Source organism: Streptomyces sp. NPDC059900, assembly GCF_050270335.1.
GTDB lineage: Bacteria > Actinomycetota > Actinomycetes > Streptomycetales > Streptomycetaceae > Streptomyces.
Genome location: NZ_JBNNJZ010000747.1, coordinates 1 through 3,404 on the forward strand (window position 1 = coordinate 1; position 3,404 = coordinate 3,404).

Annotated in this window: 4 protein-coding genes; all 4 read right to left on the reverse strand. The window is 70.2% G+C overall.

Features of this window, described 5'->3' with window-relative positions:
• Positions 1-84: 84 nt before the first annotated feature.
• Positions 85-450: a helix-turn-helix domain-containing protein gene (locus tag ACQKIP_RS43200; RefSeq protein ID WP_365865402.1), complete on the reverse strand. Its 366-nt coding sequence runs from the start codon at positions 448-450 to the stop codon at positions 85-87.
• Positions 447-1,772, reverse strand: a complete 1,326-nt coding sequence (locus ACQKIP_RS43205; RefSeq protein WP_365865404.1) for a DNA cytosine methyltransferase — start codon at positions 1,770-1,772, stop codon at positions 447-449. The genes ACQKIP_RS43200 and ACQKIP_RS43205 overlap by 4 nt, the downstream gene beginning before the upstream one ends.
• Positions 1,759-2,733 (reverse strand): TRM11 family SAM-dependent methyltransferase, encoded by a 975-nt coding sequence (locus tag ACQKIP_RS43210; RefSeq protein ID WP_365865406.1) that lies wholly within the window; start codon positions 2,731-2,733, stop codon positions 1,759-1,761. The genes ACQKIP_RS43205 and ACQKIP_RS43210 overlap by 14 nt, the downstream gene beginning before the upstream one ends.
• A gap of 12 nt (positions 2,734-2,745) precedes the next feature.
• A partial coding sequence (locus tag ACQKIP_RS43215; RefSeq protein WP_427745519.1) for a hypothetical protein occupies positions 2,746-3,404 on the reverse strand: 659 nt, incomplete at its 5' end.

The following is a 3,404-nucleotide window of genomic DNA, read 5'->3' on the forward strand; positions in this document are numbered from 1 at the left end:
GTTCTTGCTCCGCTTGTCCGTCTTGCACCGCTGGTAGATCTTGGCCATTCCACTTCTTTCGTGCTCGGACCCAGACCCCGGACCTCACCCGTAATGCTTGTCCAGGTAGGCCAAGACGTCGCGCTCGCGAAACCGCAGGAGGCGTCCGACTTTCTGCGGCTTGAGGCCCCAGAGGCGGTACTTGTTCCTAACGGTGGTCGGACTGACCCTGAGCCACACCGCGACCTCTTCCGGGGTCAACAACCGATTACTTCCGCCTCTTGTCATGTGCGCGCCGCGCCGGGACGGGGCATCGTCGTGGTCTCCTACCGTGCTCGGTTTGGGGCGCAGGGACGTAAAGCGGTCCGGCGTCGGTGCCGGATCGGCCGACGACGATGGACGCTCCATCTCGGTCGTGTCGTCAAGCCCGCCGTCTTGCTCGCGTCCGCGTGACCGGAAGACGGCGTTCATCGTCGGCCCGGCCCTCGGAAATCTCGCCACACTGGGTCAGCTCCGCAGAGCTGTCCATCTCGGGAGATCAGGGCGCCCAAGGCGTACGACGCTTGTTGCGGCACAACCGCGTTGCCCAGAAGTCGGAGTCGGGCAGCACGTGTGAGGTTCGGCGTACCGGTGACGTGGTCGTGCAGGCCCATCATCCACTCGACGAACTCAGCAGAAAGCCGACGCTGCCCGGGCACGGTGGCCATGGGCGCGGCGCGTCCAGTCACTCGTTCCCAGCGGCGGATGGCGGGCAGGTAGTCGCTCCACCAAGAGGCAGGTGAGTGACCGCCGTTCGTAGATTCATGCCTCCTTTGCGTTTCGGCGTCGTACCCGGCCCGCCCCTCCCGTCCGACGTGGTCGGGGTGGGCAGCAGGCGTTCGCTCTCCTCCGCCGGGTTGAGGAGGTGCCCGGTGGCCGCTTTGGTGGCGCTGGACGACGGTGCGGCAAGCTGATGCGCCGCGCCAGCACCCGTCGCGATACACGGATCGGCAAGCGTCGCCGCCGTGGAGGCCAGAGTGAGGCTGCCGTTGCCGTGGCGCTGGTTCGGGGAGCCCTTGGCACCGTCGCTGGCTGTCGGCGTGGGCAGGAGATGTTCGACCTCGTCGGCGAGGGTGGGGCCGTGTCCGCCCGCCTTGCGTTTGGCAGGGTGCTGGGATCCGCCGATCACACCGAGGTTCGCCGTCGGCGTCTTCAACAGGAGGCAAGGGCAACGGTGTTGTGGGCCAGGCGGTGATGAAGACCCGTTCGCGCCGGTGTGGGGCGCCGACGTCACTTGCGCGTACGCAGCGCCACGATGCGTTATACCCGCAGTCGGCCAGGTCGCCGAGTAGCACTCCCAGCGCCCGCATCGAGGGTTGCCCAGACGGGTCTCCCAGACGCGGCTTTCCGGGTTCCAGTGCGCGAAGGGGACTTGTTGCGGAACGGGTTGAGAGCAGGCCGCGGACATTCTCGATCACCACCAGACGGGGACGCAGGACGTGGATGGCCTCGACGGCGTACTGCCACAGACCCGAGCGGGCACCAGCTAGCCCGGTGCGCGGTCCGGCCACGGAGAGCTCTTGGCAGGGGAAGCCTGCGGTGAGGATGTCGATGGGCTCGGCCTGTCCCCAGTCGGCCGTGCGAACGTCGCCCAGGTTCGGCGTCGTGGGCCAGTGCCGGGCCAGGACCTGGACGGCGAGCGAATCGTTCTCGGCGTGCCAGGCCACACGGCCGCCGAACGCGCTCTGCACCCCGAGATCCAGGCCGCCCACGCCGCTGTAGAGCGAGCCGATACGCAGCTCAGCGGCCGCCATGGCGGGCCCCCGAGGCGCAGGTGCGGGAACGGGAGGCGACCGGGGTGGGCGGCTTGGTGCGCCGACTGTGCGGGCCGGCGGGAACTCGTCGCTGGCCAGTCGAGGAGGAAGGCCGGGGAGGTGTAGGGCGGCGTACGACGAGGGTGTCCTCGTGCACGATCAGCGCCAGCGGAAGATCGGCGCGGCGGGCGTCGCCGACATTCTTCATCTGGAAGAACGAGGGACGGGCGACGAGCTTTCCGTCGCGGATGCCGGCGAGGAGGGCGATGTTGCGCTCCACGGGGATGAGCCCGGCAGTCTCGGCAGCGGAGAGGACGGCGGAGGGCAGGTCGATGAGTTCGCCACGATCGCGCCAGGGGCGCGTGGTGATCACGGCGTGGCCGCCGGGGCGCAGGGCGTGGCGGCACTGGATGAGGATGTCGGTGAAGGCGTCCATCAGGGCTTCGAGGCCGACGTGGGCGAGGTTGTTGGGATCGCTGCTGTAACGGTAGTCGCGTTTCGTGACGCCGCGTTCGCCGGACTCGCGGGTGGAGCGGACCTGGCCGTGCACGCTGGCCCCGTAGGGCGGCGAGGTGACGACGAGATCGACCAGGCCGTGGAACGCGGCGGGGATGTGGGCGGTGAGCTGGCGGGCGTCGCCGCAGTAGACGGCCGCGGAGCAGGTGGCGCCCTGGCGTTCGGCGTGGCGGAGGTTGGCCCGGGCGATCTGGGCCCACTTGGGTTCGTACTCGGTGCCCAGCGCATGGCGGCCGAGGTGGACGGCTTCGACCAAGGTGGTGCCGATGCCGCACATCGGGTCCAGCACGAGGCCGCCGGGCTCGGTGTATGTGGTGATCGCGTGGCGGGCGATCGCGGGGAGCATTTTGGCGGGGTGGGCGGCCGAGCCGGGCACGTAGCGGTCGGCGCGCTGGGCGGGGGCGGAGGTGGGTGCGGTGTTCCACACCGAGGAGGACTTCGGCACGGGGTGCTCCTTTTACTGTGCGCGGACGGCGGACAGCACGATGAGGTCGGAGTGGATCAGCTCGGGCGTGGTGGCGTCGGGCGGCGCGGGCGCGATGCGGTCCTCGATCGCGTGGCCGTGGACGACCGCGATGTGCTGGAGGTAGCGGAAGCCTGCGGTGCGGGCGGTGGCGATGAGCAGGCCGAGCGGGTCCGTCAGCTGCCCGGCGTCGCGGCGTTGCCGGGTGGCGAGCAGGAGCAGTCCGTCGGCGCGCAGGAGGCGGTGGGCCCGGTGGAAGAAGCCGGGCCAGCCGTCGTCCATCGCGCCGCGTTCCTCGGGTCCGTAGCCGCTGTGCAGCGGCGCGCAGGGCAGGGTGTCGGGGTGCAGTTCGGCGAGGATCACCGAGGAGCCCGGGTTCACTTCTGGTCCGGCGTCCGTGGCGCGGTGTGGGGTGCAGCGGGAGCGGGCGTCCATCCCTGCCCGGATGTCGTTGATCGCCAAGCGCAGGAGGGGGGCGGGCCGTTGCCCGGAAGTGCGGGTGAACTCGGTACGGAGCTTGCCCATGGCCCAGTCGGGCAGTACCTGCCCGGCCGGGGTGTCGGCGGAGTCGTCGGGGGCGGGGAGCCAGATCGTCGTCGGGAGCTGTGCGGATGTGCCTCGACGGACGGCGGGGCTACGGCGGCGGGGTGGAG

Excerpts from the sequence above, each read along its gene's own strand:
- ACQKIP_RS43205 (WP_365865404.1), bottom strand. The coding sequence starts at position 1,772 with ATGGCGGCCGCTGAGCTGCGTATCGGCTCGCTCTACAGCGGCGTGGGC.
- ACQKIP_RS43200 (WP_365865402.1), bottom strand. The coding sequence starts at position 450 with ATGAACGCCGTCTTCCGGTCACGCGGACGCGAGCAAGACGGCGGGCTT.